We start from the raw sequence: 25,300 nt of genomic DNA on the forward strand, positions 1-25,300 counted from the left end.
ATGCGAAAATAGCTCAGTTGGTAGAGCGCGACCTTGCCAAGGTCGAGGTCGCGGGTTCGAGCCCCGTTTTTCGCTCAACATCATACGCTCGGATGGTGAAATTGGTAGACACGCTGGACTTAAAATCCAGTGAACAGCAATGTTCGTGCGGGTTCAAGTCCCGCTCTGAGTACAAAGGCCTCTAACATATGTTAGAGGCTTTTTTGTTTTAATTCTTTTCTAAAATGCTATGGGGACTTTCGTTATAAGCCGAAAAAATAATGATGAATATAAATTTGAATTCGTTTCTCGCAAGGGAAAAACGATTCTGGTTAGTTCCGGTTATGAGTTGCGGTTTGAGTGCGAAGAAGATATTGAGGTGTTGAGACTTTCTTTAGGGGGTTGTAATTATCTTAGGTTTAAAACAAGCAAAGGGAAGTGCTTTTTTAAAATGATGCTGGGGGAAAGGATAATTGCAACCAGTAGAAGATATTCAACCGAATTGATGATGCGTAAGGGAATTGAGGAAATAATCAAATACGCATCAAAGGCTGAAGTCTTGGATTTCTCAGCAGGAGATTCAATTTTTTCAGATATATAAGTATATTAAAAAAGAAAGCCACGCATAGCGTGGCTTTAAATCTTTTTAAAAATAATTAGTTTCTAATTATTTTTTTTCAGCTGGAGCAGCAGCGGCTGGAGCAGCTTCTGTTTTAGCAGCAGCAGTATCAACAGCAGTAGTGTCAGCAACTGGAGCAGCAGCAGCAGTGTCAACAGCTTCAACAGTTGTTGAATCAGTAGTAGCTTCTGCATTAGCATCAGCTTGTTTACAAGATACTACAGTTAATGCAGCAACAACAGCTAAACTTAAAAATACTTTTTTCATCTTACTTAATTATAAAAGGTTAATTATTAATTCGAGGCAAAGATATAAATTTTTTTATTCGGAAAAACTTTTATTTAACTTTTTTTAAAAAACCATATTTCGCTTCTGTTTTTACTTAGCAATAATCGTGCCAAAACAAAGAAATAGCGTTAAAAATTATTTCTTCTTCTCCGGAGCTATTATTTTCATCTCTTTGATTAGGTTTTCAGCACCGGCAAATTTATCTACAATAAATAGGACATAACGAATGTCTGCCATTATGTTTCTGCAAATATCAGGAGAATAATAGATATCACTCATGGTTCCTTCCCAAACCCTATCAAAATTTAATCCAATTAAATTCCCATTGGCATCTAAAGTCGGACTTCCCGAGTTTCCTCCTGTAGTGTGATTGGTTGCAATAAAAGCTACCGGCATTTTACCTTTTGAGCCATAAGCACCATAGTTTTTAGTGTTATATAAGTCGATTAGTTTTTTAGGAACATCAAACTCATAATCACCCGGTATGTATTTTTCTATTACACCATCAAGGTAAGTAAACGGCTCGTATATTACTCCATCATTAGGTTTGTAGCCTTTTACTTTTCCATAGGTTACCCGTAAAGTACTGTTGGCGTCAGGGAAAATACGTGCTGATTTCGGACTCAATTCTAATATGGCTTTCATGTAGGTGCGTTGTGTAGCAAAGTTTTTTAAATTAAGCTCATCGTATTTTGGGGCTACATTTTTCAGATAACCATCCGCCATGGCCTTGATAACTTGAAAACCATTGTCTTTATTAATGTTTTCTAATACTGTTTTAGAATCACCGGTCAACAATACTTTTATTTTTTCATAAGTAACCAATTGTGATTTAGTAAAAACATCAGCAGCTAAAGTTTCGGTATTAACATTTTCAAAAGCAGTAGGAAGAAATTGTTTAGGGTACTTTTTAGCATAAATGCCAATTAATTGTTCAAAGACTTTCTGATCGACATTCGGATTGAAATCTTTATAAAAATCACCCAAACCGGTAATCAATGCATTTCTTCGGTCATTAAAAGCTTGTTCTCCTTTGTTGTTGTATATTTGCTCTAATTGGTACAATTTGTAGCCCAAGGTCAGTATTTCGGTGTTACGCAAGGCAATTTCTGTAAATAAATCTCTAGCCAAAGCATAATCTTTTATTTCCCCGTAATTTTTTTCGAAATCACTTAGTAAGCTACCGTATTCCGCTTGCTTGCCGGCTTTAACCACTTTTTCAAGAAAATCCTTCTCGAATGCTTGTTTAATACCGATAGCATTTGATTTCTTCAATCCTTTGGTTTCTCCAATCCATTTTTTCCAATAATTGGCCACGCTGGCGTATTTGGAAGCATACTGAATTTTAATAGCATTGTCTTTACGCATAAAACCATCTTGAACCTTTAAAGCGGCGTCACGAATTTCAATTTTTGCCGGATTTAAAGTATTTACAATTTGGTCAACTGCATAAGAAGGTAAGTACTCCTGCGTTCTTCCCGGATAGCCCATGACCATCGTAAAGTCATTTTCTTTTACGCCTTTGATGGAGATTGGAAAGAAGTACTTGGGTTTGTACGGAACATTGTCAACTGAATATTCGGCAGGACGATTGTTTTTATCCGCATAAATTCGGAACATAGAAAAATCTCCGGTGTGACGAGGCCAAACCCAGTTGTCGGTATCGGAACCAAATTTTCCAATAGAACTTGGTGGTGCTCCTACCAAACGAATGTCTTTATACGTTTCAGTTACAAAAAGAATGTATTGGTTTCCGTCATAAAAGGTTCGGATGCTGTTTTCTTGCCAAGCTTCTTTGGGTAAAGATTTGTTCAGGTTACTGATGTTCTCTTGAATCTTCTTTTGTTTATCAGCTTCATTGGTGATAGCAGCAACTCCGTCTAAAACTTTGGTGGTAACGTCTTCAATTCTGGCGATGAAGGTTACGACCATTCCTTTATTAGGCAATTCGTCCTCCGTTTTATAAGCCCAAAAGCCATTGGTCAAATAATCATGATCAACAGAAGAATGATTTTGAATGGCATCAAATCCACAGTGGTGATTGGTTAAAATCAACCCTTTGTCTGAAATCACTTCAGCCGTACAGCCCCCGTCAAATTGAGGAACGGCATCTTTTAAACTGGATTTGTTAACGGAATAAATCTGTTCGGCGGTGATTTTCATCCCCAAGGTTTTCATCTCGCTTTCGTTCATTCCTTTTAAAAGTGAAGGAATCCACATGCCGCCTTGTTGGGCATTGACTTGAACAAAAACGAATAAGACTAATAGTTTTAAAAATTTCATATGCAAAATGTTTATGGATGTAGGTATTTGTTTTGGTTTAATTGTTACGAATATGATTCAGAATTATATCCGTGGCACCTTTGTTCATTTGTACAAAAGTTTCACAAATGTGTCCTTTTTCATGTCGAATGTCTGTGTTGGAAATCAAGTTGTTAAACGCATCGTCTAATTCGGTTTGTCGGCTAATGGAAATACAGCCTTCCATATTTACCAAAGCAGTGGCTTCAGCAAAATGGGAATAATTGGGTCCTACCACAATCGGAATACCGAAAGTAGCCGGTTCTAAAATATTGTGCACTCCGGGATTTCCGAATCCGCCACCCACATACGCAATGTCGGCATAACTGTAAATCTTGGTCAAAATACCAATGGTGTCGATGATAAAAACTTGGAAATCGGCCAGGCTTTGATTTTCTTTTTCCGAAAACAGTATGGTTTTCTTGGTAATCGAATTTTTCAATTCCTGAATTTGTTCTGCTTTGATGTTGTGCGGCGCTATGATGAATTTAACCTCTTTATTCGTTTGGTTGATGAAATTCACCAACAACGATTCGTCTTTGGGCCATGAACTTCCTATAACAATAGTAGTCGAATCCGCTTTGAATTGTTGGATGAAATCCAAGGAATTGTCTCTTTCTAAGATGGAAACAACCCGGTCAAAACGCGTATCTCCGGAGATTTTTATATTTTGATAGCCTAAAGATTGCAGTCGTTTTTTGGAACTTTCGTTTTGTACAAAGAAGTAGTCGAAGGTTTTCAAAGCGTTACGGTAAAAACCACCATACCATTTAAAAAAGGCCTGGTTCTCTCTGAAAATCCCAGAAATCAAATAGGTTTTGACGGCAGCTTTTTTCAATTCGTTCAAATAATTAGGCCAATATTCGTATTTGATGAAAAACACCAACTCAGGGTGAACGAGTTTTAGAAATAGTGTCGCATTACTTTTAGTATCTAAAGGCAAATACACCGTGACATCAGCAATAGTATTGTTTTTTCGGACTTCATATCCGGAAGGCGAAAAGAAAGTCAGTATAATTTTATGAGTGGGGAATGCTTGTTTGATGCCTTCCATTACGGGTAAGCCTTGTTCAAATTCGCCCAGAGAAGCCGCATGAAACCATATGGTTTGGTCTCCCGGGTTGATTTGGTTGGCCAATGTTTCAAAAACGTTTTTTCGACCGTCAACAAACAGCTTGATTTTGGGACTGAAAAGCGCCAACAATTTCACAAGCTGCGAAGCCAAAACCAGCAATAGATTGTATAGTAAAAACATCCACAAAATTTTGATGCGCTAAAATACGTTTCTTTTATGGAATAGGATATTCTACTTTAGAATTTGTTACTTTTGCTACTCATAATTTTTAAAAACATGAGAAAGATTCAAATGGTTGACTTAAAAAGTCAATACGATAAAATAAAAGACACTGTTAACGCTTCGATTCAGGAAGTTTTAGACACCACCACTTATATTAACGGGCCATTAGTGCACGAATTTCAAAAGAATTTAGAGGACTATTTAGACGTAAAACACGTTATTCCTTGTGCTAACGGAACCGATGCACTTCAAATTGCCATGATGGGCTTGGACTTAAAACCGGGCGATGAGGTGATTACTGCTGATTTTACCTTTGCGGCTACGGTAGAAGTGATTGCTTTATTGCAGTTAACGCCGGTTTTAGTGGATGTGGATGTGGTGAATATGAACATTTCTATAGAAGCTATTAAGAAAGCAATTACGCCAAAAACCAAAGCCATTGTTCCGGTGCATTTATTCGGAAGAGCGGCCAATATGGAAGCAATTATGGCCATTGCTAAAGAGCATAATTTATACGTAATTGAAGATAATGCCCAAGCGATTGGCGCCAATTGTAAATTCTCAGACGGTACGAAAAAGAAAGCCGGAACCATCGGTCATGTGGCTTCAACATCGTTTTTCCCTTCTAAAAACTTAGGATGTTATGGTGATGGTGGGGCTATTTTTACCAATGACGATGCTTTAGCACACAAAATCAGAGGGATTGTAAATCACGGTATGTATGTGCGTTACCACCATGATGTAGTAGGTGTGAACTCCCGTTTGGATAGTATACAAGCCGGTGTTTTGAATGCCAAATTACCATTGTTGGATGCCTATGGAAAAGCCCGTCAGGATGCTGCTCGTAAATATTCGGCAGCGTTTGAAGGACATAAAAACATCATAGCGCCAACCATTTGCGCCAACTGTGATTGCCATGTATTCCATCAGTATACTTTAAGAATTATTGATGCTGACAGAAACGGCTTGATGGAACATTTATTAGCTCAAGGTATTCCGTGTGCTATTTATTATCCGATTCCGTTGCATTCCCAAAAAGCGTATGCTGATACAAGGTATAAGGAAGAAGATTTTCCTGTAACGAACCAATTGGTAAAAGAAGTTATCTCGTTGCCAATGCACACCGAATTAGACGACGAGCAAATTAAATTTATTACCGATAGCGTTTTAGCGTTTTTCAACTAAAAAATGGAACAAGGAAACAAAAAGTTATATACCCAGATAGTGATTTTTATTGTAGTTTTTGCCGTTGCTTTTTTAGGAACGCAATATGTTATGAAACAGTTTAAGGCAAAAGCCGGTGTAGAAACAAACGAACCAAAAAAATAGAAATGAAAATAGTAGTAACCGGAGGCCTGGGCTTTATTGGGTCGCATACGGTAGTAGAATTACAAAATCAAGGATTTGATGTAGTGGCTGTCGACAATCTTTCTAATTCGTCTATAACGGTTTTAGACGGAATAGCAAAGATCACAGGAACCAAACCGCTCTTCGAAAATATTGATTTAAGAGATAAAGCAGTCGTTCATGATTTTTTCAAAAGACACAATGATACGGTGGGAGTTATTCACTTTGCTGCTTCTAAAGCGGTGGGAGAGAGTGTCGAAAACCCATTGTTGTACTACGAAAACAACATCAATGCTTTGGTGTATGTGTTGCAGGAGTTAACAGCTTTGCCACAAGCCAACTTCATTTTCAGTTCGTCGTGTACGGTTTACGGTCAAGCCGAAACCATGCCGATTACCGAGGATGCCTCCATACAACCGGCCATTTCTCCTTATGGGAATACCAAACAAATAGGGGAAGAAATCATTACAGATACTGCCAAAGCCACTCATTTAAACTCTATATTGTTGCGTTATTTCAACCCGATTGGCGCCCATTCGAGTGCCATTATTGGCGAATTGCCTATTGGAGTTCCGCAAAACTTAGTGCCTTTTATTACGCAAACGGCTATGGGGTTACGCGAAAAGCTGTCAGTTTTCGGTAATGATTATCCAACGCCGGACGGAACTTGTATTCGAGACTATATTCATGTCGTGGATTTAGCCAAAGCGCATGTAGTGGCTTTACAGCGATTGCTTACTAAACAAAACGCAGCAAAAGTAGAAACCTTTAACTTGGGTACCGGCACCGGTAGCTCTGTTTTGGAAGTGATTCAGGCGTTTGAAAAAGTATCCGGACAAAAATTAAACTATCAAATAGTGGCCCGTAGAGAAGGCGATATTACTGCGGCTTATGCCAATACGGATAAAGCTAACCAAGTTTTGGGTTGGAAAGCGGAAACTTCGTTAGAAGAGGCTTTAGCTTCTGCCTGGCAATGGGAACAAAAAATAAGAAGTTAACCTTCAGACTTACCATAAAAAAAGCCCTCAATCATTGAGGGCTTTTTTGTTTATTTCTTAACGGATTCCTGAACCTTTTTGGCTCCTTCTTCTACTTTTTCAGCGCCTTTGGCCACGGCATCTTTGACTTTGGCTTTTGCGGTGTCAATAGCAGTTTCTGCTTTTTCGGTTACGGTATCAATTTTTTGTTCTACTTCGGTACCGATAGCGTCTTTGGCATCCTCTATTTTTTCTTTGGTTTTATCCTGACAGGAAACTAAGGCAACGGCGATAAAGGCCGCTGTTAAGATTGTTTTTTTCATAGTATGATTGATTTAATTTTTAATAATCTTTTCGGTAATTCGTGCTATAGCATTATCCAAAGTTAAAAAATAAATGCCATTTGAAAGCCCTGCTACTGAAAAAGACTTTTCAAGTTTGTTGTTTTCAATACTGATATTTTCTGTCCCGATAACTTGCCCGGTAACGGTACTCAAACGATAGGTGTACTTTCCGTTTTCTAAATCGTTTCCAATTAACATAAATTCATTAGAGGTTGGATTGGGAAATACCTTGAGTGTTCGGGTATAAGAAACATCATTCGTTCCTAACGAATGGGTAATGGTAAACCCTTTGGAACAAGTAACTCCATTGTATGTTGCTTCAAAAGTATAGTTGCCGTCGGTGGTGGGTAATAGTTTTGAAAAGCCCAAATAGCTTATTTTGTTTAAAGTGGGTACGGTATAGGTCCAGGTGTTGAAAGTGGTGTTGTTAGGATTGACAATTCGCATGGTTAGTACTGAGCTGACCGGAATTTCTCTTAGAAAAACATAAAACTTAGCATAACCGGCCGGCAAACCATCACCTTGAAACGGAATTACATAGGTGTCACTTTCGTTAGGTGTTTCAGTAGTTGGGCAACCCGGCATTACATTGTCGGTGGTATTGACTGATACTTTCATAATGGTCGGGTCGGTATGTGGTTTTTGAGCCGCCCACCAAGAAGTAGCGTTTAAGGTATTGCAAGCCCCGGCAAAAGGATCTTTGTAAGTGGTATTGGAACTGCCTGACCAAATTTCAAAATGAAGATGTGGTCCCGAAGCACTGCCTGAACTGCCCACTACACCCAAGTATTCGCCGGCAACGACGGTTTGTCCTACTGCTTTACCGGTGACCGAATCTTTCTTCATGTGCCAATAAAGTGCATAACTTCCATCGGCATGTTGGATGATAATTGAATTGGCTGTCAGCGTATTGCTGGAGCAATTACGGTCGAAGTTCCCATCGGCTTTTTGAATGATGGTGCCGGGTGCTGCAGCAATGACCTCAATTTGACTGTTGTCCATTTTATAAAAAGCATAGGGCCAAATGGCAATATCAGTGCCGTGATGTCCGTCGTAGGTATTGGTGCCACAATCAAAATCTTGAATGGAAGTGGTAGCGGTATTTTGGTCAACATAAGCCCCGATAAAGTGGTAAGCACATTGGGTGAATCCACTGGCGGGTTTCAGGGGCCAACTTAATGATGTGGTTAGTGTGTTTCTGTTGGCTTTGTTATCAAAGGAGAATCTCTTCAGGTTATTACTCACTTCTTGGTTTAAAACCGCATAGTCTTGAGCGCTGATACAGGGGTGCTGCGCGTCATTTTTCGGAAAAGCATAGCCACCATCCACTTGAAAATCGGTAGTGTTGTTTTGGGCTTGGAGTAGGAAGGAAGCCATCAACATGAAATTAAAACCTACTACTTTGAATATTTTGGGTATATTTTTCATAGTTTATCTGTTTAATTGTCAAGTAAATGTAATTAAAAAATCCCCACAACTTTCGTCATGAGGATTTAAATTTTTATTGGAAGTTATTAAGCTGAAATAGTTTCTACTTCACGGTCAATTTTATTGACTAAGCCTACTAATACTTTTCCCGGGCCTACTTCAGTGAAGCTAGTGGCGCCGTCTTTAATCATTTGTTGTACCGATTGTGTCCATCGTACCGGAGCGGTCAATTGGATGATTAAGTTCTTTTTGATTTCGTTGGCGTCAGCCACGGCACTGGCGGTTACGTTTTGATATACCGGGCAGCTTGGGGTGTTGAACGTAGTCGCTTCGATAGCGGCGGCTAATTCTTCCCGAGCCGGTTCCATCATAGGAGAGTGAAAAGCACCACCTACAGGTAATAATAAGGCTCTTTTGGCGCCGGCTTCTTTCATTTTTTCGCAGGCTGCTTCAACAGCTTTGAATTCTCCTGAGATTACTAATTGACCGGGACAGTTGTAGTTGGCTGCCACCACTACGCCGTCAACTGCAGCACAAACTTCTTCCACTATTGTATCGTCTAGTCCTAAAACGGCTGCCATGGTTGAGGGAGTGATTTCACAGGCTTTTTGCATGGCCAAGGCACGTTGGGATACCAGTTTTAATCCGTCTTCAAAGGATAGTGTGCCATTGGCAACTAAAGCGGAAAACTCGCCCAGTGAATGACCGGCTACCATATCGGGTTGTATGTTTAACGTTTTGGCTAAGATTACCGAGTGTAAAAATACGGCCGGTTGGGTTACTTTGGTTTCTTTCAATTCTTCTGCAGTGCCTTCAAACATGATGTCGGTGATGCGGAAACCTAATATTTCATTGGCTTGCTCAAAAAGTTCTTTGGCCAGAGGCGAGTTTTCATATAAGTCTTTACCCATTCCGGTAAATTGTGCCCCTTGTCCAGGGAAAACGTATGCTTTCATTGTACTGGTTTTATTATTTTGAACGACAAAAATAGGAATTAAATTTCAATAGCACGGATAATCGCCAACAACTGATTGTTGAGTTCGGGGTTGGTGATGCCTTTGCCACTTTCAAAGTTTTCGTTGAAGCTTGGCAACGAAAAACTACCCTTTACGACTCCCCCTTGAAAGGGCATTCGCTTTACCGCTATATCCAAAACAGCACTACCTCCTCGGGCTCCGGGAGAAGTGGCCAACAAGAGCATGGGTTTTTCCTGAAAGGTTTTGCCGTTGATGCGCGACATCCAATCGAGTATGTTCTTGAAAGCGGTCGTATAGGCGCCGTTGTTTTCGGCAAAAGAAATCAGAATTAAGTCGGCACCGCCAATCTTATCGTAAAAATCATTTGCCGGCTGTGGAATCCCATTGTCTCTTTCTCTGTCTTTGGAATAGATGGGCATTTCGTAATCATTCAAATCCAACAGTTCTACAGTAGTATTTTCAAACTGCTTAGAAGCATAGGAAGCCAGTTGTTTATTGATGGAGTCGCTGCTGTTGGAAGCCCCAAAAGCCAGTATCTTTTTACTCATAGTGTCGTGTTTTATGCGTTTGTGAAAGCGGGTTTTTATTTTTCCCCGTTTAAATAATAGGTCAAAGCCCCGGACGGACATTTGTTAATCGTTTCGATGATCTTTTCGGTGGTCGAACCTTCGGGGTAATCCAAGGTTTCTCTTTGGGTTTGAACACATCGGGATTGTTCTTTACGCAATTGGCCGAATGGATGCATTTGCCCGATTGCCACACTATGGTTACTTCGCCATTGGTGTATTCTTTGGTAAGGTCGTTTGGATTCATGTTAAATGGTGGTGTTAATAGTTATATTGTTTTTCAGAATCTTTGAAATAGGGCATTTCTCGGCAATCAGGAGCAAGCGTTCTCTTTGCTCGTCGCTGATATTGGTCGAAAACGTGATGGTTCTGGAAATGCTCGTTAGTAATTCGGGATTCATTTCCTGAGCCAAATTGAGTGAGATGTTGATTTCGGGTATGTCCCATCCTTTGCGGTCAATATACATCCGCAAGGTTGATAAAGTGCAGCCCGCCAAAGAAGCCAAGAATGTCGAAAAGGGGTCGGGGCCTATATTTTGCCCACCCACACTTTCCGGTTCATCCATCAGCAGAGTGCCGTTACGCCAGGAAATGGTACACAAGTATTTTTGCATGCCTATTTTTCCTTCCACATTGTTTTCTAAAAGATTAGCCATAGTTATTTTTAATAAATTAATCTTTCCCGGGTTGATTATAAAACATCTCTAAATTCGGGAACTTTATCGAGTACACTTTTGGCGAAGGGACAAAGCGGAATGATTTTGATGCCGTTTTCGCGGGCGTATTCTACAGCTTTGGTGACCATTTTTTTGCCGAAACCCTTGCCTTCGTTGCCTGGATTTACTTCGGTGTGGTCGATAATGATTTGTTTTTCTCCGGCAAAGACAAAGGTCATCATGGCTTCGTGTTTGCCATCGACATCAATATAGAAAACGCCTTTATTGCCGTCGATTTTTAGTTGTACTTCGTTGTTCATGTTGTTGGGTTTAAAAAAACCTGCAAGTGTTTATGCCCTTGCAGGTTTTAAATTATTGTATCATTGGTACTTCCATCAAAAGGATTTCGGCTTCAGTAGTAGCTTCAAAGGTTACGGTATCAAAATCGGTGATGCCTAAACCATCGCGTTGTTCTAATTCCTGACCGTCTACTTTTACGCTTCCTTTGATTACAAAAACGTATAAGCCGTTGCCTTCTTTTTTACGATTGTAGTCTAAGGTTACCCCTTTGTCTAAATTACCCATGTGGAACCATGCGTCTTGGTGAATCCAAACCCCGGCATCATCTGCGTTGGGTGAAAGGATTTGTTGCAATTGGTTATGACGGTCGGTGGTGTCTAATGTAATTTGTTGGTAGCGTGGTTCCACATTGCGGTATTTCGGGAAAACCCATATCTGCAAGAGATTGGTTCGTTTATCGTGATTCGGGTTGAACTCCGAATGCTGGATTCCGGTACCGGCACTCATGACCTGCACATCACCAAATTTGATTACTTCGGTATTGCCCATGCTGTCTTTGTGTGCCAAATCGCCTTCAAGCGGAATGGTGATGATTTCCATATTGTCGTGCGGATGCGTTCCGAACCCCATGCCTGAAGCTACAATATCATCGTTTAAGACTCTAAGTACGCCAAACTGTACGCGGTTTGGGTCGTAGTAACTGGCGAAACTGAAAGTATGGTGTGCGTTTAGCCAACCATGGTCAGCGTGTCCTCTAGTATTAGCTTTGTGTAAGATTGTATTTTTCATGATGTATAAATTTACTAATTATTATGATACAAATTTACCATCATGAAAGGTGAAGCGCACTTAATGTAGGTTAAGAAATGAATTTGTTTTATTAAAATGGCGTTTATTGGTGTTTTTAGGAAGGTAGTTTGTACTGTTTTTGGAGGGGGTGTGTCCGATGTGTGTGCGATGTGTGTCCGATGTTTTAGGTATTTTCATCGGACACACATCGGAAGTAAATAGCTCTTAGTCCGAACACAAGGGCAATGAAAACCCGGGCAAACAGCAGGCAGTTTACTAGGGTATGGCAATAAAGAGGCGAGTATGTTATAGAGACACTACTGAAGAATTACGAATTACTTATGTAACCAACGGCTTTTCATTTTGCTAAAGAACTCGGGAGTAACGCCAATGTAGGACGCAATTTGTTTTTGAGGCACCTTTTGAATGAGGGTAGGATAGCGTTTGCAGAACTTGTCGAAGCGTTCTTCGGCGGATAAACTTAGGTTGTCCATCAGGCGTTCTTGGTTGGCTACGAGCGAGTTTTCGGTTAGGATGCGGAAGAAGCGTTCCAGTTTTGGGATTTCAATATAGAGTTGCTCCTGATTTTCTTTGGATAATAAAACCACTTCGGCATCTTCCAACACTTCTATAAAAAGGTTGCCCGGTTTTTGGGAAAGCAGGCTGTACATATCGCCAATCCACCAGCCTTCGCAGGCAAAGCTCAAGATGTGTTCAACGATGTTATCATTGACGGAAAAGCTTCGGAGGAGCCCTGAGTTGACAAAATACGAATGTTTGCAAACCTCGCCGGCTTGGAGTATAAGGGTCTTGGCTTTGTAGTGCCTAGTTTCGGTTTTAGACAGGAAGAGCGCTGTTTCTTCGTTGGTTAAGGCAATGTGCTTGCTTATGTTTTGAATAATTGAAGTCATAGTCAAAAGTACGATTTCCAATGCATAAAAAAAGCGGAAATTATTTCCGCTTTACTTTTTAATGATGATGTCCTTCGTGTTCGTCGTGCGCTTTGGAAGGAAGTAGTTTGAAAGAGCTTGCTACGAAGCGTCCGTTTTTTACTTCGCCTACCACCTCGGCTTTGCGAACGGCGTTACAGAACCCGTCTTCAGCATGCGCGTCACCATGTTGGTCGATTTTAGTACCGTCAACAAAATAGGTTTTCCCGTCGATGCGCACGGCTAAGTCACAACCGCCTTTTCCTTTCATTCCGAATTGACATTGACCACAGGCTGCTTCTACCGTTTGGGTTTTAGGTTTGTCTTGGGCGTTTATTGAAACGCAAACCAAAAGCAAGATAAATGATGCTAGTTTTTTCATGATAGTGTTGTTTATGATAAAGCGTCTTTAATTCTTTTGAACGCTTCGGTTAATAAATCTTCGCTGGTAGCGTAGGAAATTCTGATACAGTCAGGGTTTCCGAAAGCGTCGCCGGTTACTGTTGCTACATTGGCTTCGGATAATAAATACATCGAGAAATCGTCAGCATTATTAATGGTTTTTCCGCGTAACGTTTTGCCGAAATAAGAGGACACATCCGGGAACACATAGAAAGCGCCTTCCGGCACATTGAGTTTGATACCGGGAATGGCTTTGGCTAAACCTACGACCAAATCCCTGCGGTTCTTGAAAGCAGCTACCATGTCGTTTAATACACTTGGGTCAGCGTCAACGGCAGTGATTGTGGCTCTTTGCGCAATTGAGTTGGCACCTGAAGTTACTTGGCCTTGCATTTTGGTACAAGCTTTGGCAATAAACTCAGGAGCACCGATGTATCCAATTCTCCAACCGGTCATGGCAAAGGCTTTGGCTACTCCGTTTACGGTAATGGTTCTGTCGAACAAGCCAGGGATGGATGCGATGCTGCAAAACGTGCCTGAGAAATTGATGTGTTCGTAGATTTCGTCAGAAACGATATAAATGTTAGGGTATTTGTCTAATACTTTACCAATGGCAGTTAGTTCTTCGCGATTGTACACTGAACCACTAGGGTTGCAAGGGGAGCTGAACCACATCATTTTGGTTTTCGGTGTGATGGCTTTTTCCAATTGCTCGGCTGTCATTTTGAAATCGGTTTCCACCGAAGTAGGTACTTCTACAGGAACCCCTCCTGATAATTTGATGATTTCGTAATAAGAAACCCAGTAAGGTGCCGGCAAAATCACTTCATCGCCTTCATTTAACATGACCTGTGCTACATTGTATAGCGATTGTTTGGCTCCGGTAGAGACTACCACATTGGCCGGTTTATAGTCCAGATTGTTGTCTCTTTTGAATTTGCGGCAGATAGCTTCTTTCAGTTCTACATATCCATCAACCGGGGTATAGGTGCTGTAGTTTTCGTCTATCGCTTTCTTGGCTGCTTCTTTGACAAAATCAGGCGTATTGAAATCGGGTTCGCCTAAACTTAAACTGATGATGTCTTTCCCCTGAGCTTTTAATTCTCTGGCTAAGGCCGCCATGGCTAAAGTTTGAGAAGTAGATAAATTGTTGATTCGGTTTGATAAAACGTTGTTCATTATGTTGTGTAGATTTATTAAATGAAGAGACGCGATGAATCGCGTCTTTACAAATGATTAGGCTAATTGAGGCTGTCTTCCCAATTCCCTTAAATGACGGAAATGCGAGGCTATGGCTTCTCTTGTAGTTTTGAATTCGTAGTACGGTAATTCACATTCTTTGGCCGTTTGCTTAACGATTTCAGCAATTTTATCGTAGTGAATGTGGCTGATGTTTGGGAATAAATGGTGTTCTACCTGATGGTTTAAGCCACCGGTGTAGTAGTTTACCAACCAGTTTTTCGGAGCGAAGTTGGCCGTGGTAAACAATTGGTGAATGGCCCAAGTGTTTTCAATTTCACCATTGTCATCCGGGATTGGATTTTCGGTTTCTTCTACTACGTGCGCTAACTGGAACACTACGCTTAGAATCACTCCGGCGGTGTAATGCATTACTAAAAAGCCTAAAACCACTTTCCACCAAACGACATTAAACACGATTGGGATTACTATCCAAATAGAGAAATAAATAATTTTTGTGATGATTAGGGTGGTCCAGCGTACGACCGGTTTTTTGAATTCGCCATACGATAAGTTTCTTTTTAAATAGCGTTTCATTTGAAGGAAATCGGTAGTGATGGCCCAGTTGAACGTTAATAATCCGTATAGGAAAATAGAATAGTATTGTTGGAATTTGTGGAAGCGGTACCATTTGGCTTCTTTGGTAAAACGCATGATTCTGCCGGCTTCTAAGTCTTCGTCGTGTCCGAGAATATTGGTATAGGTATGGTGTAACACATTGTGTTGTACTTGCCAATTGTATACATTTCCGGCGAGGATGTAGATGCTGCCGCCCATCATTTTATTGACCCATGATTTAGAAGAGTAAGCACCATGATTACCATCGTGCATTACGTTCATTCCAACGCCGGCCATTCCGATACCGATTACTACGTTCAGTAAAAGGTAGGCCCAGATAGGCATGTGCATGGCTAATAAAATGAAATAGGGGGTTAAGAAAATAGAAAACATGACCACTGTTTTTAAATGCAGTTTCCAGTTTCCGGTTCGGTTGAGGTTGTTTTCTTTGAAATAGTTGTTGACTCTTGAATTTAAGGTTCGGAAGAATTTCAGACTATCGTTTTTAGAAAATATTGGGGTTGTAGTATCCATTAATTGTAATTCAAAATTTTGCTCAAAGATAATTATTATAATTTTTTAAAGATTATAAACCCATCATAATTATCAACTAAAACATTATTTTTGTTGAAAATTCTATTCATGGAAGAAATTATCAAACAATTTCCTAATCTTACTGATAATCAAATACTCCAATTCCAAAAGCTGGAAGCTTTATACCAGGATTGGAATGCCAAAATTAACGTGATTTCTCGTAAAGATATTGACGAATTGTATACTAAACATGTGTTGCATTCGTTGGCGATTGCCAAGATTCAGCCGTTTGTACCGGGAACCTTTGTTTTAGATGTGGGAACCGGTGGCGGATTTCCGGGTATCCCGTTGGCGATATTGTTTCCGGAAACGCGTTTTTATCTGATTGATGTGATTGCCAAAAAATAAAAGTGGTGCAAGCTGTGGTTGATGCTTTGGAACTGAAGAATGTAAAAGCCGAGCAAATGAGAGCCGAAAATGTCAAGGGCGATTTTGATTTTATTGTCAGCAGAGCCGTGACCAATATGCCTGATTTTGTTTCTTGGATTAAAGATAAAATCAAAAAGCAAAACAAGCACGAATTGCAAAATGGTATCCTTTACTTAAAGGGAGGTGATTTGACGGAAGAGTTAAAAGATTTTCCGAAAGCCACCGAATATCCGATTGCTGCATTTTTTACAGACGAGTTCTTTGAGACCAAGAAAGTAGTTCATTTGCCTTTGAAGTTTAAAGCATAAAAAAAAGTCCCGAAACAGGGACTTTTTTATTAACTCTTACTAATTTTCTTGGTAGTACTGCCTTTGTCGTTGCCAATGGTAATCAGATAAATTCCTTTGGGCAAGGAAACCGGGATTTCGAGCGTGCCGTCAATGGTGTTGTTTTCGGATTGATAGATGGTTTTCCCTAACAAGTCGGTAACAGAGATGGTGGCTCTGTCAATAGGTGTCGGGGCATTAATTTCTATGGTATTGGCTACCGGATTTTTTACCCATAGTTTATCCAATGCCTTGTCGGGAGTATCCAGTATCGCTTGAAATTTTTCTAGCGTAGTGTCGGTTTGATCAATTGACATTAAAGGGACTAACGCCGCAGTGGTGATGCTTCTGAAAATAGGATTATAAAAAATACTGTTGTCTGTTACGTAATAAATATAGGATGTTTGGGTAACGGTTCCGACATTGGTAAGAAAGCTGTAATTCAAGTTAATATTCAGTACTGTTTTCAAACGAACTACATTGCCTGAAAAGGAGAAAGTGGGGTCGGCCAAGTTTAGGGTGCCACTGGCATCTACGGTGGTTACTAATGTTCCGCTAAAAGTACCCGAATAAGTGGTGTAGGTATAATTTCCGGCTACGGTATCTGTATTGGAGAACCCATAAGCCATCGGGAAAGCGCCAAGAGTAGCATTATTGGTTGAAAAATTGATATTTAAATCGGTACCTGTTAATCCGGTAATAGATAAAACATTGGCCGCTGTTTTGGTGTACATTTTTGTAGCCCCGTTAGCATTGGTTCCAATAATAACTTCAGTCGAGTTTGGGTAAGTGGTAGTTTCTTGAGTTGTGGGCGCCACATAAGTATATACGACATTCCCTAACAAAGAAAGGTTGCTGAACGTCCAAGTTTGATTAGCGCCGGTAGGGCTATGGTCTAAAGGACTTGCTGAAGTTAATACAGCAAAAGTCGAATTGTTATCCCCGTGAAAAACCGGGATGCTTTGTGCCCGAGAGATGATGGTAGAGAACAATAAAAGTAAAAGTAGTTTTGTTTTCATAGTTTGACAGTTAAATAGAGCTTCGAAGATACAAAAATTTCATTTTCAGCATAATAAAAAAGGCCAAGTTGTAACTCGGACTGTAGTAACAGCAAACATGGGTTTTTGAGCAGGGGTAATAGCGTTACTTTTTTACTATTTTTTTAGTTATGATTCCGTTATCGGTTGCTAACTGTACTAGATAGACTCCTTTTGCCCATGAACTTATATCAATACCGGAGTTGCCGTTGGTGCTTGTCATGATTTTTCTTCCGTTGAGGTCGGTAATGGTGACCGCACTTAAGGGAGTATTGCTGTTGTTTTCTATAGTTATCAAGTTTGAGGCCGGATTGGGATAGATGACAACGTTTTCTTTTTTATTTAAGTCATTGCGGTCTAAGTTTTCCATATTGCCGGTGCCGTTTTTATAGATAATCCCGTAATCGCCTACGACATACCCGTTTGTTGGGTCGGCAAAAGTAATGGCTTCAAAAGGGGGATTGCCAAGGGTTTCTGCGTAGCAGTTTTCTATAGGGTCAAGAAGTTCAGTGTTTGTGATTTCTCTTTTTTTAATACAAAAGTAGGAACAGTTGCAAAGGGTAAAGTTGTTTTCAACACTCCAAACCACATTTTCATTCCAAGCAAATAAATCGGCAGAAGGGGCATAGGAATCGCCCATATAAGTCAGATTCACACCCCCATCTATGGTTTTGGATACTGGCCCGCTTATCGATTTGGTAAAACCAACTGTTTCGTTCAGAAAGAAGCAGGAGGCTATTTCAGTTGAAAGTAAGGTCCATGTCGCACCGCCATCAATGGTTTTGATAAAAGCGTTACTATCCGATCCGAAGTATTGATAGCTACAGGCATATCCAACTTGGTCATTCAGAAACTGAAGGGTGGAGAAAGAATAATTTCCGGCGTAGTTTATGGTGTCAAAAGTAGCACCTCCATCACTTGTTTTTTTAATTAAGCCATCATTGCCTGAGATAAAGAATACGCTTTCACTTAAACACGATAGGCCATAAAGATTGGTAGTAGTGCCGGAGGAAATAGGAGACCAGTTTTCGCCACTGTCAGTAGTTTTGAGCAGTGTTCCGCTTTCGCCAACGGTATACCCAACAGTAGGATTTACGAATTGTACTTTGGTTAAATTGGCTGTCGTACCCGATGTTTTTGGCATCCAATGGTCACCGCCATCAATAGTTTTGAGGATTGTGCCTCCGTTCCCCACGATAACCACCGTGGTTCCTGTAATACCGTATACATCATTTAAATTTTGCGTTACCCCTGATGTTTGTGGTGTCCACCACTGAGCGTAAAATGGGATAGTACTTAAAAGAAGAATAGTGAGTATAATTTTTTTCATATTGACATCATTAAGTGGTTGGCGGTCAATAAAAGTAAGTTATTTTTTTATAAATACTTTCTTCGGTCTTTTTCTAAATAAAAAAGTTCAACCGGTACCGATTGAACTTTTTATAATTGTAGTTGTATTTTGTTTTATTCTCCCAAAAACGGATAGCGATAATCTTCCGGAGTTACCATGGTTTCTTTGATGGTTCTTGGTGAAACCCAACGCAATAAGTTTTGCATAGAACCTGCTTTGTCATTGGTTCCTGAGGCTCTGGCACCACCAAAAGGTTGCATTCCTACTACCGCTCCGGTTGGTTTGTCGTTGATGTAGAAGTTACCGGCACTGTTTTGTAATGCCAATGTAGCTTCTTGAATAGCATAACGGTCTTGACTGAAAATAGCTCCTGTCAAGGCGTATTCAGAGGTTTGGTCAACCAACTGTAGTGTTTCGGCCCATTTCGCATCTTCGTATACATAGATAGTCATCACCGGTCCGAAAAGTTCGGTTTCCATCGTGGCGTATTTTGGATTGGTCGTTACGATAACGGTAGGTTCGATGAAGTATCCTTTTGATTTGTCGTAGTTTCCTCCCACGATGATTTCAGCATCGTTGTCTTTTTTAGCTTGGTCGATAAAACCGGCTAATTTATCAAATGAACCTTCGTGGATTACGGCTGTAATGAAATTACCGAAATCTTCCGGAGAGCCCATTTTCATGGATTTCACATCGGTGATTAGTTGTTCTTTTACGGCAGGCCACAAGCTTTGAGGAATATAGCCTCTTGAAGCTGCAGAACATTTTTGTCCTTGAAATTCAAAAGCCCCACGGGTAATTCCGGTTACGACTTGTTTTATATTGGCACTTGGGTGTGCTAAGACAAAATCTTTACCTCCGGTTTCTCCAACGATTCTTGGGTATGTTTTATACGTGTGGATGTTGGTTCCTATTTTCTTCCAGATTTCTTTGAATACGAAAGTAGAACCGGTGTAATGGACTCCGGCAAAATCAGGACTGGCCAAAACGGTATCGGTAATCATTACCGGGTCGCCAAAAACGACGTTGATTACGCCATCGGGAACGCCGGCTTCTTTGAAAACATCGATAATTACTTTGGCAGAAAACACTTGGCTGTCGCTTGGTTTCCAAACTACAGTGTTCCCCATTAGGGCAGCACTGGCCGGAAGGTTGGCAGCGATTGCGGTAAAGTTGAAAGGAGTTATAGCATACACAAAACCTTCCAACGGACGGTATTCTACTCGGTTCCAAACATCGGAAATTGATTTCGGTTGGTCGTTGTAAATTTGAGTCATGAATTCTACGTTGTAGCGCAAGAAGTCGATTAACTCACAAGACGCATCAATCTCGGCTTGGAAAATAGTTTTGGATTGCGCAATCATAGTGGCGGCATTAATCTTGGCGCGGTAAGGCCCGGCGATTAATTCGGCTGCTTTTAAAAAGATAGTGGCACGTTGCTCCCACGCCATGTTGGCCCATTTCTTTCTGGCTTCTAAAGCTGCTGCGATAGCTTTTTCGATATGTGCTTTTTCGGCTAAATGGTATTTTCCTACTACATGTTGGTGGTCGTGAGGCGCCGTCATGTTGCGGGTGTTTCCGGTGCGGATTTCTTCGCTTCCGATATAGTTAGGAACATCAATAGTTTCGTTCCACATTTTTTTGTAGGCTGCTAATACGGCTACTTTTTCAGGCGAATTAGGAGCGTATGATTTTACGGGTTCATTGACCGCTTTTGGGACATGAAAGAATCCTTTTGGCATATTTTTTAATTTGAGAATTAAACAATTTGAAAATTTGAAAATTCTTTTAAAGAATTTCAAAATGCTGCACAAAAGTACAAAGGAATTTTTGAATTTTTAATGTGGGAAGGAAAAGATTAGTTTGCTCTTAACAAGACTTTTAATTCAAAGCAAAAGGAGCGCTTAGCTTGAATGCCGGCACTATGACTTTGAATGTTTTGGTGGTCGTAAAATTAATCATATTGAAATAACCGCTCATGGCTCCGAAGGGAGAGGAAAGCAGGCAGCCTGAATTGTAAGTGTGTTTTTCACCGGGTTTCAATACCGGCTTTTTGCCGATTACACCTTCGCCGTCTACAATTTCGACATCATTGAGGGAATCGAGAATTTCCCAATGGCGTGAGTTTAACTGTACGGAATCTTTACTGTGGTTTTCAATGGTAATCTCATAACTGAAGGCAAAGTGAATCTTATAGTTTTTGAAGTAAGTGCCTTCAAAACTAGTGAGAACCGAAATTTTTATACCTCTTGTTATTTGTGAAACCATTTGGAATCGATTGTATTACGTTGTCAAATTTACGAAAAATACAATTTGATGTATGTTTTTGATGTTAATTTTTATCAATTGGTAATATCAACCGAAGTAGCTATTCCTTTTCCGATAACTCTGTCGTAGCGTTGGTTGTTTTCTCGGTAGTACACCAAGACGAAATAATTGTTTTCCGTTTGATGGAAATTGCCGTCAATGGCATTTTCTTCGTCAACCTTACCTTTAGCATCGGCAATTACATATTGAAAATTGGTAAAGCCTTGCTTGATCATTATGGCTTTTTCATAGATTCCTTTTTCGGCATTGTAATCCATCTTGTTTTCAGTATTGATGGCATAGTTGTTAAACATTCCGTTGACATAAATGGATTTTGAGCCATAGTAATTCGGAGCTGACAGGGTGAAGAAAACCCAAGCATAATCGGCTTCGATATCGTTGTTTTCGGCATCAATTTTTTTGATGATGAAATTTCCGTTGATGTCAGGATAGTAAGTATAAGGATTATTGGCTCGAGCTTCATGAGGATACAAATGGGCATTGTACAAACCGCCTTTAGAGTCAATACTGGCTATGCTGTTGTTGGCAGCACGGATGTCTTTGTTTTCAAAAAATAAAAATTCATTGCCGGCCCAAAACTGAGTTTCCCCATCGTATTTATAAATCAAATCATTGCCAATGGTATACTGTGGTTTTACATTGGTTATGGCGTTGTCAAATTTGCCGTTTTGCATTAGCAGCACTTTTACATTGGTCAACGGGCTTTGAAAATTAAGTGTTGGCGATTTTATAGCGAATTCGATATTATGTTTTTGGTTGTAGTAGGTTAGGTTTCGGGCTCTTTTTACCTGAACCGGTACTGAAACCAAATCTTCATAGAGTATAAACTTTCGAGAAAAAACGACTTCTTTATCATCGTTTAAAATTTTCAGCACATAATTGCCGCTGACTCTCAGCTGGGTTAATCTGTTGGGGAACGACACCCGATAATGGGAATACACCTGAAGCGAATTAAAGGAATTAGTGTAGTCCTGAATTCGTTGGTCGTCAAAGCCGGTCAGGTATTCGTTTCGGGATAATTGCGATGGTTTCCAGTCGTAATCACAATGGGTGATAGTGTAATAGTAGTTGGCTTCGTTGCCAAACAAATCATCAAACTGCAGCTGAAAACTATCGCCCAAACCAAATACCGGAATAGTGTTTTGTCCGTTTTGAACAAACGTTACTGTTTTGATGTTGTATGGAGGAGGGACTTCTGTTTCAATTTGTGAAAAAAGCGTTCCCGATAGGAGCAGTACAAATGCAAAAAGACTGTTTTTGAGCATGGTTTATAAATTTCGAAAAGTAAAGATAGCAATTATTGCCACATTAATTATGCCGTTTTTTTAATAACGTAAATTGTGTTAAAAAATTGTTTACTGCAATTTCGTAAAGCTTTTTTTTAGTACTTTCACAATAATTGTAATAAAAGTCCGTTAATAATTATTATAAACAATCAAAACTAAATTTTATGAAACAAATTTTAAGGTCGGTACTGCTGCTCTTTTTACTTCCGGTTTCTGTTTTTTCGCAGGAATCCAAAGTATCAGATTTAATTCCGTTTGATGCTAATGTAAAAAAAGGAGTCCTGAAAAATGGATTAACTTATTACATCAGAAAAAATGCGAAACCCGAAAACAAGGTTGATTTAAGGCTGATTATCAATGCCGGTTCAATTCTTGAAGAAAATGACCAGCGAGGGTTAGCCCACTTTATGGAGCACATGTGTTTTAATGGCACCAAACGATTTCCTAAAAATCAATTGGTAGATTACCTGCAAAGTATCGGCGTAAAATTTGGACAGCATTTAAATGCTTACACCAGTTTTGATGAGACCGTTTATTTTTTACCTATTCCTTCAGACAATCCAGAAAAATTGGAGAAAGGATTTCAGATTATTGAAGATTGGGCTTTTAATGCCAACCTGACTCCGGAAGAAATTGACAAAGAAAGAGGCGTGGTTCTTGAGGAGTACCGTCTCGGACTTGGAGCTGACAAGAGGATGGAAGACCGTTACATTCCGAAAATGATGTATAACTCACAGTATGCAGAGCGTTTGCCGATTGGTAAAAAAGAAATTCTGGAGAATTTTAAATACGACCGATTGGTTAGCTTTTACAAAGACTGGTACCGTCCGGATTTAATGAGCGTGATTGTAGTGGGCGATATTGATGTTGCGGCGATGGAGCAAAAAATCAAAGATCATTTCGGCAGTTATCAAAACCCTAAAAACGAAAAGCCAAGAAAAACTTTTGATGTTCCGAATCACAAAGAAACTTTTGTAGCCATTGAGAGCGATAAAGAAGCTTCGCAAACCCAAGTGCAATTGTTGTATAAAGACTATGGGTTACCAAAAAAAGTAAAAACCGTTACCGATTACCGTGAGAATTTGATTGAAGGTTTGTTTTCGACCATGTTAAACAACCGATTGAATGAATTAACCAACTCACCAACCCCACCGTTTACTTACGGGTTTACTTATCATGGGGGAACTTTTGCCCGTAATAAAGAAGCTTTTCAGTCTTTTGCCATGATTGATGAAACCAAACAGTTGGAAGCTTTAAGAGTGTTAGTTTCGGAAAACGAAAGAGTTAAAAAATTCGGTTTTACCGAAGGTGAATTAGAAAGAGCTAAAGCCGAAATTTTGGCCCGAAGCGAAAGTAGTTATAAAGACAGAGACAAAAAAGAATCAGAAGATTATGTATGGCGTTATCAGTCAAATTTCTTAGAACAAGCGCCGACTCCTGATACAGAATGGTCTTTTAATACAACCAAAAAGATATTGCCTAAAATTGACTTAGCCGATGTGAATGGTTTGATTAAAGACTATCTGAAAGATGACAACCGAGTGGTAGTAATCACTTCGCCGGAAAAAGACGGATTGAAAAAAGTAACCGAAAAAGAAGTACTGGATGCCATAGCGGTAAACGTTAATGACTTAAAACCTTATGAAGACAAAGCGGTTGCTTCCAGTTTGTTGCGTAATCCGGTGAAAGCAGGAACCATTGTTAAAAAAGATACCAATAGTAAAATAGGGACTACAACGCTAACATTATCTAACGGAGCCAAAGTAACCTACAAGAAAACCGATTTCAAAAACGATGAAATTCTATTAGAAGCCGTTAGTTTTGGCGGAACCAATATGTACACTAATGAAGAAATCAAGAAAACACAATTCGCCAACAGTGGTTTAGCGGAAGCCGGTTTTTCAGCATTAAATCAAAATGACATTGACAAGTTCATGGCCGGGAAAATTGCGAATGTGTCTCCTTACATCTCAAATGTTACCGAAGGTTTCAGAGGCAGTACTACGCCAAAAGATTTAGAGTATGCGTTTCAAATGCTACATGCTTATTTTACCGATTTAAACTTTGATAACGCCGCTTTTGAAGGCTACAAACAAAAACAGGCTAACTTTTTTGATAATATGATTTCGCAACCGAATTTCTATTTCCAACAAGAGTTTTATACCTATTTGAACAAAGAAAACCCAAGATGGAATGGGATAGTACCTACAGCCGAAAAATGGAAAGAAACCAGCTATGAGTTGGCTTATAAGAAATACAAAGAGCGTTTTGCCAATGCCGCTGATTTCGAATTTTTCTTCGTTGGAAATGTAGATGATGCCGCAATGGAAGATTTTTCCAAAAAATACATCGCCTCATTGCCTTCTAATACTACAAAGGAAACGGCTAAAGATTTAGGCTACCGACTTTTAAAAGGGGATCTTAAAAAAGTAGTCAACAAAGGAAAAGATCCTAAAAGTAATGTTACCATTATGTTTTACGGAGATACCACTTATTCTGCCAAAGAAGCTGTTGCTTTAACTGCTTTGGGTGAAGTCTTAACCATAAAACTAATTGAGGAATTAAGAGAAAATGAAAGTGGTGTTTATGGCGTAAGTGCCCGCGGAAGCATAAGCAAAGTACCTTATGGATACTATAATTTCAATATCGGTTTCCCTTGCGGACCTGAAAATGCTGAGAAATTAACTGCTTCGGCCTTGGCAGAGTTGGATAAAATCATCAAAGACGGACCTCAGGAAAAAGATGTTAATAAATACAAAGAAGCTGAGGCTTTAGAGTACAAAAAGAAAATGAAAGAAAACCGTTATTGGATGACCAATTTTACTAGTTCTTTCGTGAAAGGAACAAGCCCTGAAGACATTCTAGTAGCTTCTGAAAAAGTTAAAGAAGTTACGGCCAAAGACATTCAGGATGTGGCTGCAAAATACTTAACCAAAGATAAAGTTATCGGAATTTTAATGCCGGAATAGGTTTATGCCTGCTTAAAGAATAGCCATCCTGCTCCAAGTAGGGT

At 39.8% G+C, this 25,300-nt stretch carries 25 protein-coding genes, 2 tRNA genes and 1 pseudogene; 8 read left to right on the plus strand and 20 right to left on the minus strand.

Annotation, left to right across the window (positions count from 1 at the left end):
• Positions 1 to 2: 2 nt before the first annotated feature.
• The 3 genes from GUU89_RS06415 (at position 3) to GUU89_RS06425 (ending at position 580) form a co-directional block, all read left to right on the plus strand.
• Positions 3 to 75: transfer RNA gene (locus GUU89_RS06415), tRNA-Gly, on the plus strand.
• 11 nt (positions 76 to 86) lie between these two features.
• Positions 87 to 172, plus strand: a tRNA-Leu gene (locus GUU89_RS06420).
• A 57-nt stretch (positions 173 to 229) separates the two neighbouring features.
• A complete protein-coding gene (locus GUU89_RS06425; RefSeq protein WP_162127147.1) occupies positions 230 to 580 on the plus strand; it encodes a DUF1508 domain-containing protein in 351 nt (116 codons plus the stop codon).
• Positions 581 to 646: 66 nt separating this feature from the next.
• On the opposite strand, the gene GUU89_RS06430 is transcribed toward GUU89_RS06425, so the two are convergent.
• The 3 genes from GUU89_RS06430 to GUU89_RS06440 all read right to left on the minus strand — a co-directional run bounded on the left by GUU89_RS06430 (position 647) and on the right by GUU89_RS06440 (position 4,442).
• Positions 647 to 865, minus strand: coding sequence for a hypothetical protein (locus GUU89_RS06430; RefSeq protein ID WP_162127148.1), 219 nt, complete (start codon positions 863 to 865; stop codon positions 647 to 649).
• 156 nt (positions 866 to 1,021) lie between these two features.
• Positions 1,022 to 3,169: a S46 family peptidase gene (locus tag GUU89_RS06435; protein ID WP_162127149.1), complete on the minus strand. Its 2,148-nt coding sequence runs from the start codon at positions 3,167 to 3,169 to the stop codon at positions 1,022 to 1,024.
• A 37-nt stretch (positions 3,170 to 3,206) separates the two neighbouring features.
• Positions 3,207 to 4,442, minus strand: coding sequence for a 3-deoxy-D-manno-octulosonic acid transferase (locus GUU89_RS06440; protein WP_162127150.1), 1,236 nt, complete (start codon positions 4,440 to 4,442; stop codon positions 3,207 to 3,209).
• Between the two features lie 96 nt (positions 4,443 to 4,538).
• Between GUU89_RS06440 and GUU89_RS06445 the strand changes: the two genes are divergently transcribed.
• From GUU89_RS06445 to galE, 3 genes are read left to right on the plus strand one after another with little or no spacing between them, the layout of a single operon-like run.
• Positions 4,539 to 5,669 (plus strand): DegT/DnrJ/EryC1/StrS family aminotransferase, encoded by a 1,131-nt coding sequence (locus GUU89_RS06445; protein ID WP_162127151.1) that lies wholly within the window; start codon positions 4,539 to 4,541, stop codon positions 5,667 to 5,669.
• Positions 5,670 to 5,672: 3 nt separating this feature from the next.
• Complete coding sequence (locus GUU89_RS06450; RefSeq protein WP_162127152.1) at positions 5,673 to 5,813, plus strand: hypothetical protein; 141 nt, start codon at positions 5,673 to 5,675, stop codon at positions 5,811 to 5,813.
• A 2-nt stretch (positions 5,814 to 5,815) separates the two neighbouring features.
• Positions 5,816 to 6,829: a UDP-glucose 4-epimerase GalE gene (galE, locus tag GUU89_RS06455; RefSeq protein WP_162127153.1), complete on the plus strand. Its 1,014-nt coding sequence runs from the start codon at positions 5,816 to 5,818 to the stop codon at positions 6,827 to 6,829.
• Positions 6,830 to 6,879: 50 nt separating this feature from the next.
• Here galE and GUU89_RS06460 read toward each other — a convergent pair whose 3' ends face one another.
• The 12 genes from GUU89_RS06460 to GUU89_RS06515 all read right to left on the minus strand — a co-directional run bounded on the left by GUU89_RS06460 (position 6,880) and on the right by GUU89_RS06515 (position 15,530).
• Positions 6,880 to 7,131 (minus strand): hypothetical protein, encoded by a 252-nt coding sequence (locus tag GUU89_RS06460; RefSeq protein ID WP_162127154.1) that lies wholly within the window; start codon positions 7,129 to 7,131, stop codon positions 6,880 to 6,882.
• 12 nt (positions 7,132 to 7,143) lie between these two features.
• Positions 7,144 to 8,580: a peptidoglycan DD-metalloendopeptidase family protein gene (locus GUU89_RS06465; RefSeq protein WP_162127155.1), complete on the minus strand. Its 1,437-nt coding sequence runs from the start codon at positions 8,578 to 8,580 to the stop codon at positions 7,144 to 7,146.
• 86 nt (positions 8,581 to 8,666) lie between these two features.
• Positions 8,667 to 9,536 carry an ACP S-malonyltransferase gene (gene fabD, locus GUU89_RS06470; protein WP_162127156.1) on the minus strand — a complete coding sequence of 290 codons (870 nt, stop codon included), beginning with the start codon at positions 9,534 to 9,536 and terminating at the stop codon, positions 8,667 to 8,669.
• A gap of 38 nt (positions 9,537 to 9,574) precedes the next feature.
• A complete protein-coding gene (locus GUU89_RS06475) occupies positions 9,575 to 10,105 on the minus strand; it encodes an NADPH-dependent FMN reductase (RefSeq protein ID WP_162127157.1) in 531 nt (176 codons plus the stop codon).
• Positions 10,106 to 10,166: 61 nt separating this feature from the next.
• The gene (locus GUU89_RS06480) at positions 10,167 to 10,370 is read right to left on the minus strand and encodes a (4Fe-4S)-binding protein (RefSeq protein WP_394350908.1); all 204 of its coding nucleotides are present in this window, start codon (positions 10,368 to 10,370) and stop codon (positions 10,167 to 10,169) included.
• 1 nt (position 10,371) lies between these two features.
• Complete coding sequence (locus GUU89_RS06485; protein WP_162127158.1) at positions 10,372 to 10,779, minus strand: OsmC family protein; 408 nt, start codon at positions 10,777 to 10,779, stop codon at positions 10,372 to 10,374.
• 35 nt (positions 10,780 to 10,814) lie between these two features.
• Positions 10,815 to 11,099 (minus strand): GNAT family N-acetyltransferase, encoded by a 285-nt coding sequence (locus GUU89_RS06490; RefSeq protein WP_162127159.1) that lies wholly within the window; start codon positions 11,097 to 11,099, stop codon positions 10,815 to 10,817.
• A 52-nt stretch (positions 11,100 to 11,151) separates the two neighbouring features.
• Complete coding sequence (locus GUU89_RS06495; protein ID WP_162127160.1) at positions 11,152 to 11,868, minus strand: pirin family protein; 717 nt, start codon at positions 11,866 to 11,868, stop codon at positions 11,152 to 11,154.
• 335 nt (positions 11,869 to 12,203) lie between these two features.
• Positions 12,204 to 12,779, minus strand: coding sequence for a Crp/Fnr family transcriptional regulator (locus GUU89_RS06500; protein WP_162127161.1), 576 nt, complete (start codon positions 12,777 to 12,779; stop codon positions 12,204 to 12,206).
• 58 nt (positions 12,780 to 12,837) lie between these two features.
• Complete coding sequence (locus GUU89_RS06505; protein ID WP_162127162.1) at positions 12,838 to 13,179, minus strand: DUF6370 family protein; 342 nt, start codon at positions 13,177 to 13,179, stop codon at positions 12,838 to 12,840.
• An 11-nt stretch (positions 13,180 to 13,190) separates the two neighbouring features.
• Positions 13,191 to 14,378: a pyridoxal phosphate-dependent aminotransferase gene (locus GUU89_RS06510; protein ID WP_162127163.1), complete on the minus strand. Its 1,188-nt coding sequence runs from the start codon at positions 14,376 to 14,378 to the stop codon at positions 13,191 to 13,193.
• A 57-nt stretch (positions 14,379 to 14,435) separates the two neighbouring features.
• Complete coding sequence (locus GUU89_RS06515) at positions 14,436 to 15,530, minus strand: fatty acid desaturase family protein (RefSeq protein WP_162127164.1); 1,095 nt, start codon at positions 15,528 to 15,530, stop codon at positions 14,436 to 14,438.
• 108 nt (positions 15,531 to 15,638) lie between these two features.
• On the opposite strand from GUU89_RS06515, the pseudogene rsmG reads away from it, so the two are divergent.
• Positions 15,639 to 16,267, plus strand: a pseudogene (gene rsmG / locus GUU89_RS06520) (16S rRNA (guanine(527)-N(7))-methyltransferase RsmG).
• A 29-nt stretch (positions 16,268 to 16,296) separates the two neighbouring features.
• On the opposite strand, the gene GUU89_RS06525 reads toward rsmG, so the two are convergent.
• The 5 genes from GUU89_RS06525 to GUU89_RS06545 form a co-directional block, all read right to left on the minus strand.
• The gene (locus tag GUU89_RS06525) at positions 16,297 to 17,304 is read right to left on the minus strand and encodes a T9SS type A sorting domain-containing protein (RefSeq protein ID WP_162127165.1); all 1,008 of its coding nucleotides are present in this window, start codon (positions 17,302 to 17,304) and stop codon (positions 16,297 to 16,299) included.
• A gap of 124 nt (positions 17,305 to 17,428) precedes the next feature.
• Positions 17,429 to 18,652 (minus strand): T9SS type A sorting domain-containing protein, encoded by a 1,224-nt coding sequence (locus tag GUU89_RS06530; RefSeq protein ID WP_162127166.1) that lies wholly within the window; start codon positions 18,650 to 18,652, stop codon positions 17,429 to 17,431.
• A 134-nt stretch (positions 18,653 to 18,786) separates the two neighbouring features.
• Positions 18,787 to 20,415 (minus strand): L-glutamate gamma-semialdehyde dehydrogenase, encoded by a 1,629-nt coding sequence (gene pruA / locus GUU89_RS06535; RefSeq protein ID WP_162127167.1) that lies wholly within the window; start codon positions 20,413 to 20,415, stop codon positions 18,787 to 18,789.
• Between the two features lie 139 nt (positions 20,416 to 20,554).
• Complete coding sequence (apaG, locus tag GUU89_RS06540; protein ID WP_162127168.1) at positions 20,555 to 20,941, minus strand: Co2+/Mg2+ efflux protein ApaG; 387 nt, start codon at positions 20,939 to 20,941, stop codon at positions 20,555 to 20,557.
• A 74-nt stretch (positions 20,942 to 21,015) separates the two neighbouring features.
• Positions 21,016 to 22,266 (minus strand): type IX secretion system plug protein, encoded by a 1,251-nt coding sequence (locus tag GUU89_RS06545; protein ID WP_162127169.1) that lies wholly within the window; start codon positions 22,264 to 22,266, stop codon positions 21,016 to 21,018.
• Positions 22,267 to 22,451: 185 nt separating this feature from the next.
• On the opposite strand from GUU89_RS06545, the gene GUU89_RS06550 reads away from it, so the two are divergent.
• Positions 22,452 to 25,256 (plus strand): M16 family metallopeptidase, encoded by a 2,805-nt coding sequence (locus GUU89_RS06550; RefSeq protein WP_162127170.1) that lies wholly within the window; start codon positions 22,452 to 22,454, stop codon positions 25,254 to 25,256.
• The last annotated feature ends 44 nt before the right edge of the window (positions 25,257 to 25,300 follow it).

This window comes from Flavobacterium phycosphaerae (assembly GCF_010119235.1).
Classification (GTDB): Bacteria; Bacteroidota; Bacteroidia; order Flavobacteriales; family Flavobacteriaceae; genus Flavobacterium; species Flavobacterium phycosphaerae.

What these genes read in the sequence shown, in the direction of transcription:
- GUU89_RS06425 (WP_162127147.1), top strand. Translation starts at nt 230, where the DNA reads ATGGGGACTTTCGTTATAAGCCGAAAAAATAATGATGAATATAAATTT.
- GUU89_RS06430 (WP_162127148.1), bottom strand. Translation starts at nt 865, where the DNA reads ATGAAAAAAGTATTTTTAAGTTTAGCTGTTGTTGCTGCATTAACTGTA.
- GUU89_RS06435 (WP_162127149.1), bottom strand. Translation starts at nt 3,169, where the DNA reads ATGAAATTTTTAAAACTATTAGTCTTATTCGTTTTTGTTCAAGTCAAT.
- GUU89_RS06440 (WP_162127150.1), bottom strand. Translation starts at nt 4,442, where the DNA reads ATGTTTTTACTATACAATCTATTGCTGGTTTTGGCTTCGCAGCTTGTG.
- GUU89_RS06445 (WP_162127151.1), top strand. Translation starts at nt 4,539, where the DNA reads ATGAGAAAGATTCAAATGGTTGACTTAAAAAGTCAATACGATAAAATA.
- GUU89_RS06450 (WP_162127152.1), top strand. Translation starts at nt 5,673, where the DNA reads ATGGAACAAGGAAACAAAAAGTTATATACCCAGATAGTGATTTTTATT.
- galE (WP_162127153.1), top strand. Translation starts at nt 5,816, where the DNA reads ATGAAAATAGTAGTAACCGGAGGCCTGGGCTTTATTGGGTCGCATACG.
- GUU89_RS06460 (WP_162127154.1), bottom strand. Translation starts at nt 7,131, where the DNA reads ATGAAAAAAACAATCTTAACAGCGGCCTTTATCGCCGTTGCCTTAGTT.
- GUU89_RS06465 (WP_162127155.1), bottom strand. Translation starts at nt 8,580, where the DNA reads ATGAAAAATATACCCAAAATATTCAAAGTAGTAGGTTTTAATTTCATG.
- fabD (WP_162127156.1), bottom strand. Translation starts at nt 9,536, where the DNA reads ATGAAAGCATACGTTTTCCCTGGACAAGGGGCACAATTTACCGGAATG.
- GUU89_RS06475 (WP_162127157.1), bottom strand. Translation starts at nt 10,105, where the DNA reads ATGAGTAAAAAGATACTGGCTTTTGGGGCTTCCAACAGCAGCGACTCC.
- GUU89_RS06480 (WP_394350908.1), bottom strand. Translation starts at nt 10,370, where the DNA reads ATGAATCCAAACGACCTTACCAAAGAATACACCAATGGCGAAGTAACC.
- GUU89_RS06485 (WP_162127158.1), bottom strand. Translation starts at nt 10,779, where the DNA reads ATGGCTAATCTTTTAGAAAACAATGTGGAAGGAAAAATAGGCATGCAA.
- GUU89_RS06490 (WP_162127159.1), bottom strand. Translation starts at nt 11,099, where the DNA reads ATGAACAACGAAGTACAACTAAAAATCGACGGCAATAAAGGCGTTTTC.
- GUU89_RS06495 (WP_162127160.1), bottom strand. Translation starts at nt 11,868, where the DNA reads ATGAAAAATACAATCTTACACAAAGCTAATACTAGAGGACACGCTGAC.
- GUU89_RS06500 (WP_162127161.1), bottom strand. Translation starts at nt 12,779, where the DNA reads ATGACTTCAATTATTCAAAACATAAGCAAGCACATTGCCTTAACCAAC.
- GUU89_RS06505 (WP_162127162.1), bottom strand. Translation starts at nt 13,179, where the DNA reads ATGAAAAAACTAGCATCATTTATCTTGCTTTTGGTTTGCGTTTCAATA.
- GUU89_RS06510 (WP_162127163.1), bottom strand. Translation starts at nt 14,378, where the DNA reads ATGAACAACGTTTTATCAAACCGAATCAACAATTTATCTACTTCTCAA.
- GUU89_RS06515 (WP_162127164.1), bottom strand. Translation starts at nt 15,530, where the DNA reads ATGGATACTACAACCCCAATATTTTCTAAAAACGATAGTCTGAAATTC.
- GUU89_RS06525 (WP_162127165.1), bottom strand. Translation starts at nt 17,304, where the DNA reads ATGAAAACAAAACTACTTTTACTTTTATTGTTCTCTACCATCATCTCT.
- GUU89_RS06530 (WP_162127166.1), bottom strand. Translation starts at nt 18,652, where the DNA reads ATGAAAAAAATTATACTCACTATTCTTCTTTTAAGTACTATCCCATTT.
- pruA (WP_162127167.1), bottom strand. Translation starts at nt 20,415, where the DNA reads ATGCCAAAAGGATTCTTTCATGTCCCAAAAGCGGTCAATGAACCCGTA.
- apaG (WP_162127168.1), bottom strand. Translation starts at nt 20,941, where the DNA reads ATGGTTTCACAAATAACAAGAGGTATAAAAATTTCGGTTCTCACTAGT.
- GUU89_RS06545 (WP_162127169.1), bottom strand. Translation starts at nt 22,266, where the DNA reads ATGCTCAAAAACAGTCTTTTTGCATTTGTACTGCTCCTATCGGGAACG.
- GUU89_RS06550 (WP_162127170.1), top strand. Translation starts at nt 22,452, where the DNA reads ATGAAACAAATTTTAAGGTCGGTACTGCTGCTCTTTTTACTTCCGGTT.